Annotated in this window: 19 protein-coding genes and 1 pseudogene; 6 read left to right on the top strand and 14 right to left on the bottom strand. The window is 60.6% G+C overall.

Translation table 11 applies throughout. The annotated features are described in order from the left end of the window. The first annotated feature begins 358 nt into the window (after window positions 1-358). Window positions 359-1,117, top strand: a complete 759-nt coding sequence (locus tag ACM6IV_RS22780) for a hypothetical protein (RefSeq protein WP_414871751.1) — start codon at window positions 359-361, stop codon at window positions 1,115-1,117. A gap of 617 nt (window positions 1,118-1,734) precedes the next feature. Here the strand turns inward: ACM6IV_RS22780 and ACM6IV_RS22775 are convergent. The 4 genes and pseudogenes from ACM6IV_RS22775 to ACM6IV_RS22760 all read right to left on the bottom strand — a co-directional run bounded on the left by ACM6IV_RS22775 (window position 1,735) and on the right by ACM6IV_RS22760 (window position 6,164). Further along, on the bottom strand, window positions 1,735-2,598 hold the full coding sequence (locus ACM6IV_RS22775) for a methyl-accepting chemotaxis protein (RefSeq protein WP_414871966.1): 864 nt from the start codon (window positions 2,596-2,598) through the stop codon (window positions 1,735-1,737). Then, window positions 2,596-2,820 (bottom strand): annotated as a pseudogene (locus tag ACM6IV_RS22770) (HAMP domain-containing protein); the annotation flags it as partial. The gene ACM6IV_RS22775 and the pseudogene ACM6IV_RS22770, both read right to left, overlap by 3 nt. Window positions 2,821-3,811: 991 nt before the next feature. Then, window positions 3,812-5,212 (bottom strand): PLP-dependent aminotransferase family protein, encoded by a 1,401-nt coding sequence (locus ACM6IV_RS22765; RefSeq protein WP_414871750.1) that lies wholly within the window; start codon window positions 5,210-5,212, stop codon window positions 3,812-3,814. Between the two features lie 190 nt (window positions 5,213-5,402). Beyond that, window positions 5,403-6,164 carry an SDR family oxidoreductase gene (locus tag ACM6IV_RS22760; RefSeq protein ID WP_414871749.1) on the bottom strand — a complete coding sequence of 254 codons (762 nt, stop codon included), beginning with the start codon at window positions 6,162-6,164 and terminating at the stop codon, window positions 5,403-5,405. Window positions 6,165-6,259: 95 nt separating this feature from the next. On the opposite strand from ACM6IV_RS22760, the gene ACM6IV_RS22755 reads away from it, so the two are divergent. Together ACM6IV_RS22755 and ACM6IV_RS22750 are read left to right on the top strand one after the other, a co-directional pair. Next, the gene (locus ACM6IV_RS22755; RefSeq protein ID WP_414871748.1) at window positions 6,260-6,397 is read left to right on the top strand and encodes a hypothetical protein; all 138 of its coding nucleotides are present in this window, start codon (window positions 6,260-6,262) and stop codon (window positions 6,395-6,397) included. Continuing rightward, window positions 6,394-7,398, top strand: coding sequence for an NADP-dependent oxidoreductase (locus ACM6IV_RS22750; protein ID WP_414871747.1), 1,005 nt, complete (start codon window positions 6,394-6,396; stop codon window positions 7,396-7,398). The genes ACM6IV_RS22755 and ACM6IV_RS22750 overlap by 4 nt, the downstream gene beginning before the upstream one ends. A gap of 127 nt (window positions 7,399-7,525) precedes the next feature. On the opposite strand, the gene pyrF is transcribed toward ACM6IV_RS22750, so the two are convergent. Continuing rightward, window positions 7,526-8,224, bottom strand: coding sequence for an orotidine-5'-phosphate decarboxylase (pyrF, locus tag ACM6IV_RS22745; RefSeq protein WP_414871746.1), 699 nt, complete (start codon window positions 8,222-8,224; stop codon window positions 7,526-7,528). Between the two features lie 284 nt (window positions 8,225-8,508). Between pyrF and ACM6IV_RS22740 the strand changes: the two genes are divergently transcribed. From ACM6IV_RS22740 to xopAW, 3 genes are all read left to right on the top strand, one after another. Further along, window positions 8,509-9,270 carry a response regulator gene (locus tag ACM6IV_RS22740; protein ID WP_371260451.1) on the top strand — a complete coding sequence of 254 codons (762 nt, stop codon included), beginning with the start codon at window positions 8,509-8,511 and terminating at the stop codon, window positions 9,268-9,270. Further along, the gene (locus ACM6IV_RS22735) at window positions 9,270-10,310 is read left to right on the top strand and encodes a sensor histidine kinase (RefSeq protein ID WP_414871745.1); all 1,041 of its coding nucleotides are present in this window, start codon (window positions 9,270-9,272) and stop codon (window positions 10,308-10,310) included. The genes ACM6IV_RS22740 and ACM6IV_RS22735 overlap by 1 nt, the downstream gene beginning before the upstream one ends. A 145-nt stretch (window positions 10,311-10,455) precedes the next feature. After that, on the top strand, window positions 10,456-11,079 hold the full coding sequence (xopAW, locus tag ACM6IV_RS22730) for a XopAW family type III secretion system calcium-binding effector (RefSeq protein ID WP_414871744.1): 624 nt from the start codon (window positions 10,456-10,458) through the stop codon (window positions 11,077-11,079). Between the two features lie 798 nt (window positions 11,080-11,877). Here xopAW and ACM6IV_RS22725 read toward each other — a convergent pair. The 9 genes from ACM6IV_RS22725 to ACM6IV_RS22685 all read right to left on the bottom strand — a co-directional run bounded on the left by ACM6IV_RS22725 (window position 11,878) and on the right by ACM6IV_RS22685 (window position 20,069). Beyond that, a complete protein-coding gene (locus ACM6IV_RS22725; RefSeq protein WP_414871743.1) occupies window positions 11,878-12,930 on the bottom strand; it encodes an AI-2E family transporter in 1,053 nt (350 codons plus the stop codon). A gap of 69 nt (window positions 12,931-12,999) precedes the next feature. Next, complete coding sequence (locus tag ACM6IV_RS22720; protein ID WP_414871742.1) at window positions 13,000-13,806, bottom strand: DUF4892 domain-containing protein; 807 nt, start codon at window positions 13,804-13,806, stop codon at window positions 13,000-13,002. A gap of 115 nt (window positions 13,807-13,921) precedes the next feature. After that, on the bottom strand, window positions 13,922-14,776 hold the full coding sequence (locus ACM6IV_RS22715; RefSeq protein WP_123594404.1) for an alpha/beta hydrolase: 855 nt from the start codon (window positions 14,774-14,776) through the stop codon (window positions 13,922-13,924). Continuing rightward, window positions 14,773-15,579, bottom strand: a complete 807-nt coding sequence (locus ACM6IV_RS22710; protein ID WP_414871741.1) for an alpha/beta fold hydrolase — start codon at window positions 15,577-15,579, stop codon at window positions 14,773-14,775. Before ACM6IV_RS22710 ends, ACM6IV_RS22715 begins: the two co-directional genes overlap by 4 nt. Window positions 15,580-15,891: 312 nt before the next feature. After that, window positions 15,892-16,335, bottom strand: coding sequence for a hotdog fold thioesterase (locus ACM6IV_RS22705; protein WP_414871740.1), 444 nt, complete (start codon window positions 16,333-16,335; stop codon window positions 15,892-15,894). Between the two features lie 31 nt (window positions 16,336-16,366). Continuing rightward, on the bottom strand, window positions 16,367-18,022 hold the full coding sequence (locus ACM6IV_RS22700; RefSeq protein WP_414871739.1) for an AMP-binding protein: 1,656 nt from the start codon (window positions 18,020-18,022) through the stop codon (window positions 16,367-16,369). Window positions 18,023-18,225: 203 nt separating this feature from the next. Continuing rightward, window positions 18,226-18,678 carry a phosphohistidine phosphatase SixA gene (gene sixA / locus ACM6IV_RS22695; protein ID WP_414871738.1) on the bottom strand — a complete coding sequence of 151 codons (453 nt, stop codon included), beginning with the start codon at window positions 18,676-18,678 and terminating at the stop codon, window positions 18,226-18,228. Next, the gene (locus ACM6IV_RS22690; RefSeq protein ID WP_122592244.1) at window positions 18,675-19,022 is read right to left on the bottom strand and encodes a DUF4389 domain-containing protein; all 348 of its coding nucleotides are present in this window, start codon (window positions 19,020-19,022) and stop codon (window positions 18,675-18,677) included. The genes sixA and ACM6IV_RS22690 overlap by 4 nt, the downstream gene beginning before the upstream one ends. Before the next feature lie 21 nt (window positions 19,023-19,043). After that, window positions 19,044-20,069, bottom strand: a complete 1,026-nt coding sequence (locus ACM6IV_RS22685; RefSeq protein WP_095114424.1) for an NAD(P)H-dependent glycerol-3-phosphate dehydrogenase — start codon at window positions 20,067-20,069, stop codon at window positions 19,044-19,046. Between the last annotated feature and the right edge of the window lie 14 nt (window positions 20,070-20,083).

Here is a 20,083-nt window from a genome sequence, read left to right as displayed (position 1 = left end):
GCTTCGCTGTGTGCTTTACGCTGCAAGTGGCGCGCATTCTATGGATGGATTGAGAGGTCGTCAACCCCCTGATATAAATTTATTTAAATCAATGACTTCGACCCGCTTTACCGCGGCAACCAGCCTTTTCCGTCGTCCGGCGATTGACGCCTATATTCCGCCACTCGCCAAGACGCTATAGTCCACCGCACAGTGATGGCAATATGCACCCGCAGCGCCAGCATTCATATAAGCAGTGTGTGGCCGATACAGATTGAACCTGCCGATCCAACTCGTCGAGCGGCGCTAGGCGGCTAAATGCCCAGCCACTACACTCGCATGCGAACCCTATAAAGAGGTCTTACCGGTGACACCACTCATGATCACCCTGCTAGTCATAGCCGGGATCGCAATTCTGATCGCCATTGGCTACATGAACCATGTGGTGGAAAACAACAAACTGGAGAAGGCCCGTACCAAGGTCGAACTCAACGACCGCCTGCGCCGCTGTGGCGAACTGACCGAAACCTTCCCCGGCCAGTTCATGACCCCGGCGCTCAAGCTGCTGCTGACCCGTCTGGAACTGAACGTCTGCCAGCGCCTGCTGAATCTGGAAAAAAACAGCGCCACCACCAAAGCACGCATCACCGAACTGAGCGCCCTGGTCGCGCAAGGCGAATCGATACCGGTGAACAACCCACCGGCCCCGATCCTGACCGAAGCCAAAGCCAAAGACGTACGCTTCCTCCTCGAAGCCCTCCACGGCCAGATCACCCGCGCCGCCCACGACGGCTTCCTGCCACCGAACGAAGCCAAACACTGGATCCGCGAAGTCCGCCACATTCTGGTGCTGCTGCACATCGAATTCTTCAACAACCTCGGCCAACAGTCCCTGCAACAAAACCAGCCCGGCCAGGCCCGCCTCGCCTTCGAACGCGGCGTGCAATACCTGCGCAAACAGCAGGATCCGCAGATGTACGCCGAACAACTGCAATACCTGGAAAAACTGCTGGCCCGCGCCAACGCCCAGGTCATGGACAAGATTGCACCGGTTGAGGGTGAAGAGAACCAACTGACTGCCGGCCTCAAAGATGTCGAGGCCGATGCGGACTGGAAGAAGAAAGTGATCTACGACTGATTGCAGATGTTGAAAGAGAAGCCACCGAGAGGTGGCTTTTTTGTAGGTTTGCGGGAGTGAACCTGATAGAAAACCGGTGAATGTAAGGCCGCTTTCGCGAGCAGGCTCACTCCTACATTGGGACTGAGTACATCCGATAGAGGATTGGTCGGCTGTCAGGCCGCCTTCGTCGGAACGCCGCCCGGAGCAAGCTCACTCCCACGGAAAAGCAAAAGCAACGCCCACCTCGCAACCGCATCAGCTCCTCACCACTCAACAGGATGAGCGTTAGCTCGGCTGCAGCTCTTGATCTTGATCCATGGGCGACGTCGGAAGGCTGAGTGGAGGGATTGATCCGGGCGTGGGAGCGCAGCGACCGTTTGGCGCAGCCAAACACAGCGGGAGTAGGTGCAGCGAAGCAAACCGGAGACGCTGCGCCCGGATCGATCCCGGAGCGAAGGAACCCCGAGCCCCAGCGAGCGGGCCGCACGTAGGAGCAAGCCTTTTTGGTTACTTTTGAGGCGTTTGTCAAAAGTGACCCGCCGTAAGGGCGGAACCCTAATCAGCAACACCCGCAACAACGGATATACACCCAACCCCCCAAGAACATGGTCGGCCCAAAAGCTGCCAAGGCTCAATCAAAGCCGAAAATGCCCAACCATCCCGCGCAACTCACTCCCCAACTGCGCCAGCTCAACACTCGAAGCCGCATTCCCGCGCATCGCAATCGACGACTGATCCGCACTCGCACGAATACTCGTCACACTGCGATTGATCTCCTCCGCTACCGAACTCTGCTCTTCGGCCGCCGCCGCAATCTGCTGATTCATCTGCTGAATCAACGACACCGCCACCGCGATACTCCCCAGCGCACTCTCGGTCTGCAAGGCATCACTGACCGCCAGCTTGACCAACTCGCCGCTGCTCTGAATCTGCTGCACCGACGAATGTGCAGCCGCACGCAACGCACTCACCAGCCGTTCAATTTCCTCGGTCGATTGTTGCGTGCGCCGAGCCAGTGCGCGTACCTCATCGGCCACCACCGCAAAGCCCCTGCCCTGCTCCCCGGCCCGTGCGGCCTCGATCGCGGCGTTCAACGCCAAGAGATTGGTCTGCTCGGCGACGCTCTTGATCACCTCCAGCACCGTGCCGATATTCTGGATTTGCGCACTGAGACTTTCGATGCTGGAACTGGCCGACGTCGCCGAGTCAGCCAATTGCTCGATTCGCGCCATGCTCTGACGGACCACCTGCTGCCCGCTTTCGACCTTGTCATCCGCCGTCTGCGCGGCCAGCGCCGCTTCTTCGGCGTTGCGCGCAACGTCATGCACGGTGGCGGTCATCTGGTTCATCGCCGTGGCAACCTGTTCGGTTTCTTCCTTCTGGCTGCTGACCTCAAGATTGGTCTGCTCAGTCACCGCCGATAACGATTGTGCCGAACTGGCCAGTTGCTCGATCCCGGCCTGCAAACCGCTGACGATCGTACTCAGGCCCGCGCCCATCTGCTGCATCGCCAGCATCAACTGGCCGATCTCGTCCCGCCGGGTCACCTCCACGGTCGCACTCAAGTCGCCGGCGGCAATCTGCTGGGCGACCTGAATCACGCTGCGCAACGGCGCGACGATAAGTCGAGTGATCAGCCACGCAGCGAGCAATCCGACCAGCAACGCCAGCGCCGATGAACCAATGATCAGTAGCGAGTTTTTCTTCAGTTCCGCCTGCATCGCGCCGTCTTCAGCGACATAAGCCTGATTCACCCGCTCGACCACTTGGTCGGCACGCTGGTGCAATTGCGCGTAGACGGTTTTTTCCTGCGCGAGCAATCCGGTGTACTCGGCCAGTTTGTCGTTGAAACCGGCGATGTGCCCGGACACCTCATTGAGTACGGTCAGGTAGCCTTCGTCCTTGACCGTGGTTTTCAATTCTTCGGCCTGCGCCTGCGCCTGCGCGGCCTGTTCGATATTGCCCTTGGCGGCACTGTCGGCATCGCCCTTGCGGCTTTGATCAAGACGAATCCGCGCTTCGTTCATCGCTTGCAGCATCAACCGCGAAACCTGGCTGACCTGACTGGCCTGCTCGATGAACTGCGCGCCGTCCTTGCCCTCGCTGTCTTTCAAGGTATAGGCGCCGTCATCAGCAAGCCCGGACTGCAATACGTCAAGGTTGTTGGCCACACTGGACACCGACCAACTGGCCATTTCCAGCGCGAGGTCCTTGGCCTGAGTCAACGACACAAACTCGTCGAACGCCTTGCGATAAGCGCCGAGCGACTGTTGCACATCATTCATGACTGGCACATTGGCCGCCGACTGCGCTTTGAGCTGATCAGCCAGAGCAACCAGTTCGTCGACGCCCTTACGCAGGGCATCGGCCGTCTTTGGATCGCCCCGCAAGGCATATTCCTGCTCGAGCAGACGCACGTTGAGCAGGCCGCTGTTGAGCGAGGACATCTGTTTCAGCCCGTCGAAACGCTGACTGATGGTTTGCAGGGACCAGACGCCAATAGCCGCCACCAGCGCGGTCAGGAGCAAGACCAGTACAAACCCGATACCCAGTTTTTTCGCCATACCGAGGTTGGCAAAACGTCCTTGCATGGCCGAAATCATTGCGCGTAGTCCCCTGCCATTGTCAGTAGAGCGAAGAGTCGCAACGGCCATCCACCGGCACAAGTCTCTGAGGTCGGAATAATGGCAAAAAGCTACGCCTGCGTCGTTTTCAGAACACTTGAGGTCGATCCGAACCGGTGTGGCGGAAAAACTGCCGGGCGCGTGGATCGCATGCATAGGCGACGTTGATGCGCAGCCAGTCGCCCGACTCGCCACTGGGGCTGAACGCATCTGGCGCTGACAAAGACACACCGCAGCGTTGGGCCTGCCGACGCACCCGCATCTGATCATTCATGCGCGAGCGCGCCCAGATGAACAGTCCACCCGCAGGCTTGCCGAAAACCTCCCAGTCAGCGTCTTCCAGCGCCTGCAGGGCGGCAGCGCGATCAGCATTCAGGCGTTGTCGCTGGCGCTGCACCAGTTTGCGATAAGCGCCGCTGCCCATCAGGCTGGCCAATACCGCTTCAGTAAACCGCGATGCCCCCAGACCGCTGATCATCTTGACCTGCGCCAGCCGCCTGACAACTTCACTGTCGGCGAAGACGAAGCCGACGCGCAACGAACTGCTCAGCGTCTTGGAAAAACTGCCCACGTAAATGACTCGCCCCTCACCATCCAGAGCCGCCAGTCGTGTGCCGTTGCCGGTGTGCAAGTCGGCGTAGACATCGTCTTCGATCACGCGCAAATCGTAGGTCTTGCTCAGCTGCAGGAGGCGTTGCGCCACACTCGGCGACAGGCAACTGCCGGTGGGGTTGTGATGATGGCTGTTGATGAACAATGCGCCAGGCCGAAATTGTTGCAGCAAGGCTTCCAGCGCGTCGATATCCGGCCCGTTCGGGGTACGGCGCACCTCGAGCATGCGTACGCCATGCAGGCGCAGAAGATCGAACAGTGGCGCGTATCCGGGGGTTTCGACCACCACGCAGTCTCCGGCCTTGAACAAGGTGCGCACGATCAGATCCAGCGCATGGCTGGCGCCGCACGTGCTCAGCAATTGCGAACAGCGAGCCTCGATATTGAACAGCTTCAGACGTTTGACGATCTGCTCGCGCAACGCTGGCAGCCCCAAGGGCGTGCTGTAGTTGAACAGGCTGGCCATGTCGGTACGCGCCACCTCGCGCAACGCATAGCTGAGGTCGTCGGGCTCGCGCCAGCTCTGCGGCAGGCCACCTGCCCCCAGTTTCAAGCCACCTGCGGCTTCACACACGGCATCGCACCAGGCATAACGCCCCTCGAATGGCGTCAGCTCATCCTCCGCCACTGATGTCGAGGGCAAGGCGGCAACGATGAAACCAGTGCCTTGGCAGGAGCTCAGAACGCCCTGCGATACCAGCCGTTCGCACGCCTCGACCACGCACGACTGGCTGAGCAGATTGCCCCGGGCGATCTGCCGCACGGAGGGCAACCGGGTGGCAGGCGGTACACCGCTTTGCGTGATCCATTCGGTCAGTCCGTCAACAATCTGCTGCACGACCGGCACCATTGCCTGTCGATCAATTCTCAATTCCATGAGCAAGCAAACTCCTGTCCGTTTTGCTGGCGGCAGTAAATCACAGCCGCGCCGCACAGGCTGTGCGACAACGCCGCCAAAAGCGACCGTTCTAACTATTTGATACACATTGTTTAAGGGTCTTCACGGAACTGAACGAGGTCCATAAAAAAGCCCGCAACGAATGCGGGCCAGTTTTCTTACGCGTTATTCAGAAAGCGGTGACGCCGCCATCGACTGCCAGAGAGTGGCCGGTGGTGAATGCCGCACCGTCGCTGCACAGGTACAACACCGCGCTGGCAATTTCCTCGACTTTGCCGATACGCCCGACCGGGTGCATGGCATTGGCAAACTCGCCCTTCTTCGGATCGGCTTCATAGGCACGGCGGAACATGTCGGTATCGATTACCGCCGGACACACAGCGTTGACGCGGATTTTCTTCTTCGCGTATTCGATGGCCGCCGATTTGGTCAAACCGATCACCGCATGCTTCGACGCCGCGTAGATGCTCATCTTCGGCGCGGCGCCCAGTCCTGCCACCGAGGCGGTATTGACAATCGCCCCTCCGCCCTGGGCCAGCAACAGCGGCAGCTGATACTTCATGCACAGCCAGACGCCTTTAACGTTGACCGCCATGATCGCGTCGAACTCATCCATGGAACCGTCGGCGAGCTTGCCTTTTTCGATTTCGATCCCGGCATTATTGAAGGCGTAGTCCAGACGACCGTAGGTATTGATGACCTCGTCCATCAGGTTTTTCACTTCGCTTTCGACGGTCACGTTACAGCGCACGAAGGTCGCTTCGCCGCCGGCGGTACGAATCAGCGCTACCGTGCCCTCCCCTCCTGCCGCGTCCAGGTCAGCGACCACCACTTTCAGGCCTTCGGCGGCGAACGCCTGCGCGGTCGCACGGCCAATGCCATTGGCTGCGCCGGTGACTACGGCAACCTCGCCGGAAAACGTCATGCTCATTGTTATGCCCTCGAAGGGATAGCTGCTGGGGATCTCCAGCATAGCCACTGGGGTCTGCCGAGCGTCAGCACTATCCAATGGCTGTTTATGCGCCCATGCGTCGCAGTGATAAAACCAGCCAGGTGATCATCACTGCACTGGATCGGCGTGCATTCGCCGCATCAGCCAACCTTGCGCCAAGCCTGTCGAAGGTCTATCAACAAGGCTTCATTCCGTTCGAGTGCCTGCCATGACCAACCAGACCAATCGCCAGTTCCTGCTCGCCAAACGCCCGGTGGGCGCGGCCAACCGCGAGACCTTCACCTATCAGGAAGTGCCGGTTGGCGAACCGGCGGCGGGCCAGATTCTGGTCAAGAACGAATACCTGTCCCTCGACCCGGCCATGCGCGGCTGGATGAATGAAGGCAAATCCTACATCCCGCCGGTCGGTATCGGCGAAGTCATGCGTGCGCTGGGTGTAGGTAAAGTCATCGCGTCGAACAATCCGGGCTTCGCGGTCGGGGACTACGTCAACGGCGCCATTGGCGTGCAGGATTATTTCCTTGGCGAGCCAAGAGGTTTCTACAAGGTCGATCCGAAACTGGCACCGCTGCCGGTTTATCTGTCGGCACTGGGCATGACCGGCATGACCGCCTACTTCGCCCTGCTGGATGTCGGCGCACCGAAGGCTGGCGACACCGTTGTGTTATCCGGCGCGGCGGGCGCGGTGGGCAGCATTGCCGGGCAAATTGCCAAGCTCAAAGGCTGCCGCGTGGTCGGCATCGCCGGTGGCGCCGACAAGTGCAAATTCCTCATCGATGAGTTGGGCTTTGACGGTGCCATCGACTACAAATCCGAAGATGTCGTGGCCGGGCTTAAACGCGAATGCCCGAAAGGCGTCGACGTGTATTTCGATAACGTCGGCGGCGACATCCTCGATGCGGTGTTGAGCCGGTTGAACATGAAGGCGCGGGTGGTGATCTGCGGCGCGATCAGTCAATACAACAACAAGGAAGCGGTCAAAGGCCCGGCCAATTACCTGTCGCTGTTGGTCAACCGTGCGCGGATGGAAGGTTTTGTGGTGATGGACTATGCCGCGCAATACGCCAGCGCCGCGCAGGAAATGGCCGGCTGGATGGCCAAGGGGCAGCTCAAGAGCAAGGAAGATATCGTCGAAGGCCTGGAGACCTTCCCGGAAACGCTGATGAAATTGTTCAGCGGCGAGAACTTCGGCAAGTTGGTGCTGAAGGTTTAAGGCCAGCACAAAAACCAATGTGGGAGCGAGCCTGCTCGCGAAAGCGGTGGTTGAGTCGATACTGACGTCGACTGATACACACTCTTCGCGAGCAGACTCGCTCCCACAATTGGATCTTCAGTGTGGCTTAGGCGATTTCGGCTACAACTGCCGCCAATGCCTTGGCCGGATCAGCCGCCTGGCTGATCGGACGGCCGATCACCAGATAGTCGGAACCGGCATCCAACGCCTGACGCGGGGTCAGGATGCGGCGCTGGTCGTCCTGCGCGCTGCCGGCCGGACGAATGCCCGGGGTCACCAGTTGCAGCGACGGATGGGCGGTTTTCAGCGCCGAGGCTTCCAGTGCCGAACACACCAGACCGTCCATGCCAGCCTTCTCGGCCAGTGCGGCCAGACGCAGCACTTGTTCCTGCGGTTCGATATCCAGACCGATACCGGCCAGGTCTTCACGCTCCATCGAGGTGAGCACGGTCACACCGATCAGCAACGGTTGCGGGCCGCTGCGCTTGTCCAGCTCTTCACGGCAGGCCGCCATCATGCGCAGGCCACCGGAGCAGTGCACGTTGACCATCCACACGCCCATCTCGGCAGCGGCTTTGACGGCCATCGCGGTGGTGTTGGGAATGTCGTGGAATTTCAAGTCGAGGAATACTTCAAAACCCTTGTCACGCAGGGTGCCGACAATTTCCGCTGCGCAACTGGTGAACAGTTCCTTGCCCACTTTGACCCGGCACAGTTTCGGGTCCAACTGGTCGGCCAGCTTCAGTGCGGCGTCACGGGTGGGGAAATCCAGGGCGACGATGATAGGAGTCTGGCAGGCGGACATGAATGGGCTCTCAGGCAGGTCGAAATCGGCGCGCATTGTAGCGGAACCGGCGGCGGCGCGGCACCCGATGATCGGTAAATCGTCGCGCCGACCGTGATCAGCATAGCGCTCGCTGCTATTGTGTCGACGCCGATACACAACCGACACGCCAGCAACAAGCACCCGCGCTAGCCTCGCCAGCCGCAACACGCCCTTACATCAGCACTTCCCGCCTCACGGCCGGACGCCTATGCTGAAACCACCACCTCGCAGCCCATCTTTTGTGGTTGGCGGCCTACCGGCAGATGAACAGCCCCATGCACAACACCCAAACGACCGTGACGGATGAGCAAAAAGACGACAAACGCTGGAGCATTCGTGCGCTGATCGTCGACGATGACGTGCCGATCCGCGAGTTGATGATCGATTACCTCGCCCGCTTCAATATCCACGCCAGCGGCGTCACCGACGGTGCGGCGATGCGACAGGCCATGCAGGCCGAACATTTCGACGTCGTCGTGCTCGATCTGATGCTGCCCGGCGAAGACGGCTTGTCGCTGTGCCGCTGGCTGCGCGCCGAATCGGACATCCCGATCCTGATGCTCACCGCCCGCTGTGAACCGACCGACCGCATCATCGGCCTGGAACTGGGTGCCGATGACTACATGGCCAAGCCGTTCGAACCGCGTGAACTGGTTGCGCGCATCCAGACCATTCTGCGCCGGGTGCGCGATGATCGGACCGAACAACGCGCCAACATTCGTTTCGACAACTGGCGCCTGAACAGCGTCCTGCGCCAGTTGATCGCCGACGATGGCCTGGTGGTGCCGCTGTCCAACGCCGAATTCCGCCTGCTGTGGGTGTTTATCGAACGTCCGCGCCGGGTGCTCAGCCGCGAGCAACTGCTCGACGCTGCCCGTGGCCGCTCGATCGAAGCCTTCGACCGCAGCATCGACCTGCTGGTGTCGCGCCTGCGGCAGAAACTCGGCGACGATCCAAAGGCCCCGCAGTTGATCAAAACCGTGCGCGGTGAGGGTTACCTGTTCGACGCGCGGGACATCGGCTGATGCGAGCGCGCTTCGACACGCTGTTCGGTCGCCTGTTTGGCGTGCTGTTCGTGGCGATTGTCCTGGCGCACCTGCTGGCTTTTGCCTGGTTCCACCACTACGGCCCCCCCCCGCCGCCGGAGTTCTCCCAAGGCGCCGGGGGGCAAGCGATGGCGCATGATCCGCGCTACCCGCCACGGCCTCCGCGTCCGTGGTTCGGTGGCCCGGTGGTGCCGCTGACCTTTCAGTTCATCACGCTGATGATCGCAGCGTGGTACGGCGCCAAACTGCTGAGCCGCCCGATTCAGCGTCTGAGCGACGCTGCCGAACGTCTCAGCGAAGATCTCGACAGCCCACCGCTTGACGAGTCCGGCCCGCGAGAAGCGCGACAAGCCGCCTCCACCTTCAACCTGATGCAGCGGCGCATTCGCGAACAAGTGCAGCAACGCGCGCGCATGCTCGGCGCGGTGTCCCACGACCTGCGCACACCGTTGTCACGCCTGAAACTGCGCCTGGAAAACATCAGCGATGAAAAGCTGCAAGGGCAGATGCGTCAGGACCTGGACGATATGATCGGCATGCTCGACGCCACCCTCACCTACCTGCACGAACAGCGCACCAGCGAGGCGTTGCAGTTGATGGATGTGCAGGCGCTTGTCGAGTCGCTGTGCGAAAACGCTCAGGACCAGGGCGCTGATGTGCAAGTCAGCGGCCATTGTGCACCGCTGCCGGTCCAGCCGATGGCGCTGCGTTCATGCATCAACAACCTCATGGACAATGCTCTGCGTTATGCCGGGCAGGCACGCATCGAGTTGCAGGATCAGCGCGAGCAACTGCTGATCCGCGTGATCGACCACGGCCCGGGGATTGCCGAAGACAAGCGTGAAGCGGTGTTTGAACCGTTTTATCGCCTGGAAGGCTCGCGCAATCGCAACTCCGGCGGCGTCGGCCTGGGCATGACCATTGCGCGCGAGGCGGCGCAGCGGCTGGGCGGACAGCTCAACCTTGAGGAAACCCCCGGTGGCGGCCTGACTGCCATCATTCGCCTGCCGCGCCCCTGAGAACACCATCTGATCACTGTGGGAGCGGTGTTCAGTCCATCATGTGTACTCACCGGTACAAACCCCACATACCCCCGACAATTTGCGCCCCGACGCTGCGTAAGCCGGTACACCCACCGGTTTTCCATTCCAGGGAGTGAGTCCGATGATCGGTAGCGTCAGCAACTACGCGAGCTATACCAGCGCCAGCAACACCACCACGCAAAACACCCGCAGCCCGCAGCTGCAAAAAGAACTGTTCGCCAAACTCGACAGCAACGGCGACGGTGCGGTGGATCAGGACGAACTGAGCAGCGGCCTGATCAGCGCCGGCAGCACTGCCGACAGCAACGAAATCTACTCCGCCCTCGACAAGAACAAGGACGGCACCGTGAGCCAGGACGAACTCACCGCCAGCCTGACCCCGCCGCCTCCCCCACCAAAAATCGACAGCGACGAGCTGTTCAGCCAACTCGATGCCGATGGCGACGGCAGCGTGACTGCCACCGAATTAAGCAGCGCTCTGCAGACCAGCAACAGCACCTCATCGACAAGCACTGACACCAGCGCCGCACTGCTCAACATACTCGACAGCGACAGCAGTGGCGGCGTGAGCAGTGATGAGCTGAAAGCGGCGTTACAAGCTGGGAGAGAACGACCGGAGGAAGAGCAGACCGCTTCGACTCAGAGCACGACAGAAGCGCTGAATCGCATGATTGCCAATTTGAGCAAGCAGTATTCGCTCGTTAGCGCAGCGCCGGTGGGCAAGTATTTGAATGTGGCGACTTGAGTCGACGACATTTTTGCTGCGGACAATCAAAAGCCCCTCACCCTAACCCTCTCCCGGAGGGAGAGGGGACTGATCAAGGTGTCTGGACGAATTACGCCGACGTGAAATACCGAGTTGAACTCAGATTTTGAAACAGATCAAAAGCCCCTCACCCTAACCCTCTCCCGGAGGGAGAGGGGACTGATCGAGGTGTTTGGACGAATTACGCCGACGTGAAATACCGAGTTGAACTCAGATTCTGAAACAGATCAAAAGCCCCTCACCCTAGCCCTCTCCCGGAGGGAGAGGGGACTGACCGCATGCACTGGAAGAGATACGCCGACGTGAAATACCGAGTCGAACTCAGGTCCCGAAAAGCCCACAAATCGGCCCCCTCTCCCTCGGGAGAGGGCTGGGGTGAGGGGTAAATCCACCACAAAACCAAAGCCGAACACCCGCGCTCTTCACCACTCAATAGGCCGAGTGTCAGCTCGCCTGCTTTTGATCTTGATCCACGGGCGACGTCGGAAGGCTGAGTGGAGGGATTGATCCGGGGGTGGGAGCGCAGCGACCGTTTGGCGAAGCCAAACACAGCGAGAGGAGGTGCAGCGAAGCAAACCGGAGACGCTGCGCCCGGATCGATCCCGCAGCGAAGGAACCCCGAGCCCCAGCGAGCGGGCCGCACGCAGGAGCAAGCCCTTTTGGTTACTTTTGGGGCGTTTGCCAAAAGTGACCCGCCGTAAGGGCGGAACCCTAAGCAGCCGTTACCGCAGCAACGGATATTCACCCAAACCCAAACCCAAACCCAAACCCAAACCGCTAGCGCCGCTCCTCAACCCGCCCCTGACTCTTGCTCCAATCCGTCAACAAACTATAAGCCACCGCCAACAGCGTAGGCCCGATAAACAACCCGATAAACCCAAACGCGATCAACCCGCCAAACACCCCAAGCAACACAATCACCAGCGGCAAATTCCCCCCGCGGCTGATCAGATACGGCTTGAGCACGTTGTCCACGCCACTGATGATGAACGTCCCCCAGATCCCGAGAAATATCGCCATCCCGTACTCGCCCTTCCACGCCAGCCAGGCCGTGGCCGGCACCCACACCAACGGCGGCCCCATCGGAATCAGACTCAACAGGAAAGTGACAATCCCAAGCACCAGCGCCCCGGGCACACCGGCAATCAAAAACCCGATCAACGCCAGAACCGCCTGCGCCGCCGCTGTGCCGATCACCCCGTTGACCACCCGCTGCACCGTGCCGGCCACCAAATCGATGTAATACCCCGCGCGATCACCGATCAGCCGCTGCAGCAGACTATGCACAAACGCCGCCAGTCGCGGCCCGTCGCGATAGAAAAAGAACACAAAGACAATGCTCAGGGTCAGCTCGAGAATCCCGCCGCCAATCTGCGCACTGCGCGCCAGCAGCCAGTTACCGACCTGCCCCAGATACGGTTTGATCGATACCATCAGTGCGGCGCCCTGCTGATCGACGCTGTTCCACAGCCCGACCAGACGCTCTCCCACAAACGGCAAAGTCCCCAGCCACACCGGCGCTTCCGGCAGACCGTCGACCTGCACATCCTTGATGAACGCCGTGGCATCGCGCACATGATCCGCCAGGTTGAACCCCAGCCACACCAGCGGTGCCGCCACCAGCAGCATCCAGCCCATTGTCAGAATCGCCGCAGCCAAGGATTCGCGGCCGTTCAGCCAGCGGGTCAACAGGCGCATCAGCGGCCAACTGGCAAACGCCAGCACCGCGCCCCAGAACAGCGCCGACCAGAAGGGCGCCATCACCCACAGGCTGGCACCAAACAACACCAGCAGCAGGATCTGCACCAGCAGGCGATCGTTATTGAGCATGTAAGGTCTCGAAAAAATCAGTCAGGCAAAGAGTAGGCGAACACAGGGTTCGTGCTCGCCCGAGGCAGCTTAGCGTAACAGGTCGATACGCAGGCCAGAGCCTTCGACACTGCCGGTTTCCATGCGTGCCGCGCGCACGCCCTGATTGATCAGCGCCTGTCGCCAGGCCTCGGCTTTCGGCCCGGACACCGTTACGCGCAACGTTGTATCGAGGTTAAGTCCACGGGAAATCAGGCGTAGCCATGTGTCATCCGGGTCATCCACGCGATCAGGGAAATCCAGTTCGCCGGTACTTTTCAGTTGACGCAACAGGGTCGCCGAGGTCGGCAGCAGCTCCCCCAACGGTGCAATCGCCTCGAACTGTTCGACATGCAGATAGGCTTTGCGATTGCCGCGGGTGATGCTGTAAAGCGCCACCAGCGTGTTGTCGCGCGGCGTGGCCAGCCTCAACAACAGGTACGCCTGTTGCTCGTCAGCGCCGTACAACTTGGAGTTACCGAACACTTCGTTGGCCCACAGGCTGCTTTCGCCGCAATCGCGTGCCTGACACCAGAACAGCAATTCGGCGTCCTGCTTTTGCAGAGCCTCGCGCGCGGCGGTAAAGGCTTCGGTGGCGGAGTGTTCGGGCGGCAACTCGTAGGTTACTGAAGTGGTCTGGCCACGGGCGGTGACCTGGCCATCGAAACGCAGCTGCCCGCTGATCTTGCGGATCGAGCCCAGTGGATAGATCCGCTCAAGCTCCACCGGCGGACGGTAGTCGACGATCTGTGCATCGGCCAGTCGCGGCACGATCTGCAGATCCTGACTGCCCGGCACATCGGCGGCGAACGAAACGGTACTGAAACAGCACAGTGCCAACAGACTGAGTGACCGCATAGTCAGCCTCATCGGATCGGCATGACTGGGTGATTCGAGGTCGCAGCGGTGTAGAAATCCATCGTGGTTGTCTCCCATTTCAACCCGCCCAGCCTCGACAGTTGCCCGCAGCAAGTCAAGGAATGGCGAAGAACCGATTGAAACAGTCTGCGACAAGGTCCGCCCCGGCCTCGTCGTTAAGGTGCAAATGGTGCCCGCCCGCCAACTGTTCCCGGCTAAAGGGTAGACGCTCCAGTAGCTCGGGATGTTTGGCCAGCATGCCGTCAGCCGCGACCACCAGATGCGCCGGGCAACTGACTCGAAGCGCGAACGCCATTGCCTGCTCCTGGGTCAGGCGCAGCGGCGATGGCAGGGTCAGGCGATTGTCGGTGCGCCAGGTGTAACCGCCCGGTACCGGCATCAGACCGCGTTGAGCCAACAATTCGGCGGCTTCTCGACTGACCGCCACCAGCCCCTTCATTCGGGCTTCGATGGCGCGGTCGAGGGTGTTATAGACCGGTTTGCGTTTTTCCCGCAGATCCAGTTGCGCCTGCAGGGCCATGCCCATGCGCTCGGCAGCATTTTCGCCTTTGTCTGTAGGCGGAATCACACCGTCGATCAGCGCCAGATGACTGATGCGCTCCGGTAACGAACCCGCCAACACCATCGAGACAATGGCGCCCATGGAATGCCCGAGCAGGCCGAAACGCTTCCAGCCCAGTTGCTCGGCGACTTGCAGCACATCATGGGCGTAATCCCACAGCGCATAGCCGGCGCCATTCGGCCGGTGCCCGGAATGCCCGTGGCCGGCCATGTCCAGAGCAATAATGCGCAAGCCTTTGAGCTTCGGCGCCAATCGGGCGAAACTGTTGGCGTTGTCGAGCCAGCCATGCAGCGCGATCACCGGCACTCCGTCCTCGGGCCCGAACAAATGCGCGGCCAGTTCAATATGCGGCAGGCTCAGGCGCACTTCTTCGAAGGTCGGGCTCATGCGCAATCCTTGTCCTGACGGTTTTCCCAACGGGTAAACAGATCTTTCAACAACCGCGCGGTGTCCTGTGGACGCTCAAGCGGAAACATGTGGCCGCCGGGCATGCTCAGTGCCTCCCCTTGTGCCAGACGCGAAACGAAGCGGGTGTGATGGCGCATGACCACGCGACTCTTGTGCCCGCGCACCACTGCCAGCGGCACCTGCAATTGCCGGGTACGGCCAGGGCTGGTATGCGGCACGCCGCGATAGATGCTGATCTCGGTGGCCGGGTCGAAGCGCAGCCGCAATTTGCCGCCGACCTGGTGCAGACCATGTTGCAGGTAGGCGTCGAAGCATTCCGGGTCGAAACCACGAAACAGCGTCTTGCCGGCAAAATAACTGCGCGCACTGTCGAGATCGGCGAACTCTTCACGGCGACCAAGGGTGCGCCCTGCCGGAGTCAATTTGTCGATAAAACCAAAACGCTTGGCCGCGCGGATCACCCACTGATCGGTGCGGGTCAGCACCGGCGAATCCAGCATTACCACGCCGCGATACAGCTCCGGACAACGCAACGCCGCGTGCAAGTGCAAAACACCACCGAAAGAATGGCCGACGCCCCACACCGGCTGATCCTGCTGCTGCAAATGATGAATCAGCTCATCGACAAGGTTGTACCAGTTGTCGTCCGCCGGAAAACGCGGGTCATGGGCATGCTGCTCCAGATGCGCGACCCGGTACTCGGGCGCCAGCGCCGCGAACAACTTGCCATAGGTGCCCGAAGGGAAACCGTTGGCGTGGGCGAAAAAAATCGGTTGCGACATGCTGGTAAATCCATGAGCGGAAAACGTGGCGTTGATTGTCCGTAAGACCGCGTCCCGCGGCAATGACCGTAACTGCCAGGAATGATGACAGTCCGGTCAGCGTGATGGTGTGTCAGGAAGATCGCTTCCCCCCTCACCCCAGCCCTCTCCCCCTTGGGGGCGAGGGGGGAAAGGGAGCCGATCTGCATGCTTTTACGAATCTGTATTCGACTCGGTATCTCAGGTCGATGAAGCACGTGAAAACAACAAGGTCGGCCCCCTCTCCCTCTGGGAGAGGGCTGGGGTGAGGGGCTGATCACTGAAGAAACCCACTCAACGTGCCGGCGGCTGCTCACCCAACGGCACCACCGCCATGGTCAAACGCGACACACAACTGGCTTTGCCTTCATCGCTGCTCAAACGGATATCCCACACATGCGTGGTACGGCCGATATGAATCGGCTTGGCCACCGCCGTCACTCGGCCACTGCGCAAGCCGCGCAAATGGTTGGCGTTGATCTCAAGACCGACGCAATAAAACTGGCTGGCATCGATGCACAGATAACTGGCCATCGACCCAACGGTTTCCGCCAGCACCACCGACGCGCCACCATGCAGCAAGCCGTAGGGCTGATGGGTGCGATGGTCGATGACCATGCTCGCGGTCAGCGATTCTTCATCGAACGCTTCGAAGCGGATGTCCAGCACTTCGCCAATGGTGTTCTTCTGGATTGCATTCAATTGCTCGATATTGGGAGCGGTACGCCACAAGCTCATCGCAGACTTCCTTTGTTGTTTTAGTGGTCGCTCAATCCTGCCACAGCACCGCCTCGCTGCGCTCGCTCCATTCTTCGAAACGCGCGCCATAGGTGTCTTCGATGACGTTGCGCTTGATCTTCAGCGTCGGCGTGAGGAAGCCGTTTTCCACCGCCCAACTGTCCTTGACCACCACCAGGCGGCGCAGGCGTTCATGCTTGTCGAGTACGGCGTTGACCTCTTCCAGCAGTTTCTCAAGGCTCGAATGCAGACTCGCCCGCCCCTCGTCCTGATTGACCGTCGACAGCACGCACAAGCCCAGCGGCGCACTCAGGCCATCGCCGACCACGCACACCTGTTCGATCCGCGAATGCACCGCCAGGCGGTTTTCGATCGGCGCCGGGGCGACGTATTTGCCCTTGCTGGTCTTGAAGATTTCCTTGAGCCGGCCGGTCAGGCGCAGGCGCCCCTCGGCATCCTGCTCGCCCTTGTCGCCGGTGCGCAGAAAACCGTCCTCGGTCAACGTTTCGGCAGTTTTCTGCGGTTCCTTAAAGTAGCCGAGCATGTTCGCCTGACTGCGCACCTGTACCTCGCCCGACTCATCGATGCGCACTTCGACATCCGGGCATGGCTTGCCGATCCAGCCCTGCCTGTATTGCCCCGGCAGACAGATGTGCGAGTAACCGCAGCTCTCGGTCATGCCATAGACCTCCAGCACCTCGAGGCCGAGTTTCTGATACCAGGCGAGCAAGGTCTGCGGCACCGGCGCCGCGCCGGACAACGCCACGCGCAAGGCATCCAGCCCCAGCCCTGCCAGCACTTTGTGCCCGACCCGTTTGCCAATGAATGGCAGACCGAGAAGCAAATCCAGACGCTTTGCCGGGATCTTGCCGTACACGCCCATCTGGAATTTGGTCCAGATGCGTGGCACGCCGAACATCGCGGTCGGCCGCGCGCGCTGCAAGTCAGTGATAAAGGTCTCGAGGCTCTCGGCGAAGAACACCGTCTGCCCGGTATAGATCGACGCCAGTTCCACGAACATCCGCTCGGCGACGTGACACAGTGGCAAGTACGAGAGCAATCGATCGTTCTCGTTCAGCCCGAACAGTTGCGTACCGCGCGTGGTGGCAAAACCGAGATTGGCAAAGCTGTGCATCACGCCTTTGGGCAGACCGGTGGTGCCGGAGGTGTAGATGATTGTCGCCAGTTGCTCGGCGGCAGGACGCGGATCGTCCTGAATCGGTGAGCAGCGCTGCAAGTCGGCCCAACTGAAATCGAAATCCCCAGGCGGATGCAGTGGCAGGCTGATGGTCGGCAGATCCGCCGGCACGCCTTTGGACATGCCCGGCCAGTCGTCGAGCTTGCCGATGAAAGCCAGAGCGCTTTCCGAGTGATTGAGCACTTGTGCGACAGAGTCGGCGGTGAGGTTGGGATACAAGGGAACGGAGACGTGTCCGGCCATCCAGATCGCCAGGTCAGCGATGATCCAGTGCGCGCAGTTTTTCGAGATCAGGGCGATGTGGCTGCCCTGCGGCAACTCCCGCGCACGCAGCCAATGCGCAGCGCAGCGGGCCTGATGACCGACGTCGGCCCAGCTCAGGGTCTCGACTTGCCCGCCACCGATGGGCTGCACGAGAAAGCGCTGGCGCGGGTGCCGCGCTTCACGTTCGTAGAACACGTCCAGCGGCAAACGGAAGGCGGCAGACATGCGACTCGCTCCTGTTTTTGGGTCTGGAGCAAGCGTAGTCAACCAAGCAAGTGCTTGGTTGGAAAATTCAAACAAATAATTTCATACGGTTTGCGCAATTCAAATGTGGGAGCGGGCTTGCTCGCGAATGCAGTGTGTCATTCACAATCGATGTGTCTGATACACCGCATTCGCGAGCAAGCCCGCTCCCACAGGAATCAGCGTTACGGGTGTTTGAGGCTATTGAGGGTCATCGAGCCAATCAGCAGCTCACTGTGCTCAAGCTCCGCCAGCCCCGCTGTACTCACGCGCTCCGGCGGATATCCGGTGCCGTGCTGCAGATAGCTGAGCAAATTGCCCACCAACGGGTTGTGGCTGACCAGCAACACGTTGCTGACTGCCACCAGTTGCTCGGCGACCCTGTCCGGATCGGTCTCCGGCGTCAGCCACTCCACCGTGCGAATCTCCGGCTCGAAACCCAGCGCCTCACGAACAATCTGCGCAGTTTGTTGCGCACGCAGATAAGGGCTGGCGTAGATCGCGGTCAGCGGCTGTCCCATCAAGTGAGCGGCGCTGCTCAACACTTCCTTACGCCCGTGTTCGGTCAATTCCCGCTCGGAATCGATCTTCGAGCCGTGAGGCACCGCCTCACCGTGACGCAATACCCAGAGTTTCATAGCTTGGGTTCCTCATCTCGGACCGGATGCGGTGCCGGTGCGACGGCGTGCGGCGCTTCGCCTTCCGGGGTACGCGGCGCAGGCCAGTCGGCGAAAGGCCAGGGTTTCTGGTCGCTGTGGAAGCTGCCGAAGCGGCCGATCTGTGCCAGAAACTGGCTCAGGCTGTCGCCGAAGTTCATCAGGCTGGCGCTCGGGGCGCCATAGATCAGACGATAGATCAGTTGCACCAGCACCACCGCGCCGAGGATGAACTGCGCCACTTGCCAGACCAGCACGTAGACGATCATCCACAGCACGCGCAGGAGGATGGATTCGTACTTGGCTTCGGTTTTCGGATCGTTCATGGCTTGCTACTCCCGGCTCACTCAGTTGAAACCGCTGGTGGAAATAAAATCGACGTCGGTTTTCGGCTCGGCTCGCATCAGTAGACCGATCACCTGCTCCAGCGTGCGTCCTTCGAACAGGATTGCGTGGAGCCCGGCGACCAGCGGCATATAGACGCCGACTTCCTGGGACTTGGCCTTGAGCACCTTCAAGGTGTTGACCCCTTCGGCGACCTCACCGAGGCGCGACACCGCTTCGTCGAGACTCAAGCCCTGACCCAGCGCGAAACCGACCTGATAGTTGCGACTCTTCGGCGACGAGCAGGTCACGATCAAATCACCGACACCGGCCAGACCGAGGAAGGTCATCGGATTCGCCCCCTGATTCACCGCGAAGCGGGTCATCTCGGCCAGCGCGCGGGTGATCAGCATGCTCTTGGTGTTCTCGCCCATCTCCAGTGCCACCGCCATGCCGGCGATGATCGCGTAAACGTTTTTCAACGCCCCGCCCAGTTCGACGCCGAAACGGTCGGCACTGGCATAAACGCGGAAGGTGCGGCCATGCAGCGCAGCCTGCACGGCTTTGCACAGCTCTTCGTCCTCGCTGGCGACCACGGTGGCGGTCAGCGCGTGTTCGGCGATCTCGCGCGCCAGGTTCGGCCCGGACAACACGCCGATGCGCGCCTGCGGGGCGATCTCTTCGAGGATCTGGCTCATCAGTTTGAAGGTCTGGGCTTCGATGCCTTTGGTCAGGCTGACCAGCATCTTGCCGCTCAACCGCTCGGCGTGGGCGGCGAGCACCGTGCGCAACGCGCTGGACGGCAGCGCGACAAAGCACAAATCGCAGGCATCGAGGGTTGCTTGCAAGTCGGTGACCGCAGTCACACCGGGCAGAATCTTGATGCCTTTGAGGTAACGCGGGTTCTCGCGATTGACCCGGATGGCCTCGGCCTGCTCGGGGTCACGCATCCACTGCCGGACTTGATGGCCGTTTTCGGCCAATAGATTGGCCACGGCGGTACCAAAACTTCCGCCTCCCAGGACCGCAATCGGGCGCTGTTCAGTCATATGCAATCCGTTAA

The organism is Pseudomonas sp. IT-347P, assembly GCF_949768005.1.
Taxonomy (GTDB): domain Bacteria; phylum Pseudomonadota; class Gammaproteobacteria; order Pseudomonadales; family Pseudomonadaceae; genus Aquipseudomonas.
Note: the sequence above shows the minus strand (reverse complement) of the source record. Positions and strands in the feature narration are given on the sequence as shown.